This window comes from Bartonella sp. AP150HLJHH (genome assembly GCF_042196385.1).
Lineage (GTDB): Bacteria > Pseudomonadota > Alphaproteobacteria > Rhizobiales > Rhizobiaceae > Bartonella.
Map to the genome: position 1 here is coordinate 1 of NZ_JBHIQC010000154.1, position 513 is coordinate 513.

The window sequence follows — 513 nt, forward strand, 5'->3', positions numbered from 1 at the left end:
GCGTTTGATTTTCATTCTCAAACCAGTAGATTTGCCTACAAAGTTTGGATTATAGCTAATGAAATCACACCACTTTCGTCCTGTACAAGCCATTTGGAATTGCATTTGTGCGATATATTCAGGCTTGATTTCGTCATAAATAAAAAAACGAAGATGAGTCGTTGATTGTGGACATTTGACTTCGATTAAACCGTCCTCTCCAATGAACCCATCAGGACTTGCACCAGCCATTTCCATTTTTGGGTGTGAAATAAAACCGCATCTTGTGACTTCTGCGTCATAAATGAATTCATATTCTCTTAAGGCATTCTCTTCATGTTCAATGCCCCATTGCATAGCAGGTGTTGTATAAGATTGGCTTATTCCCTCTATTAAGCGTTCTGTCATGAGTTTCGTTTTGTAGTCTTCATATTTGCTTGTAGGCAAACCTTTTGCTGTCTTACTGAGTACGTTGTAAACGTTTGAAGCAGTGACTTTACCCAAGCGCGCTTGAAACCATTCTGCTGTTCTTTG

Annotated in this window: 1 protein-coding gene; it reads right to left on the reverse strand. The window is 39.2% G+C overall.

Annotation, left to right across the window (positions count from 1 at the left end; genetic code table 11):
• On the reverse strand, positions 1-513 hold a 513-nt coding region (locus ACFING_RS10170; RefSeq protein WP_375630859.1), incomplete at both ends, for a lambda exonuclease family protein.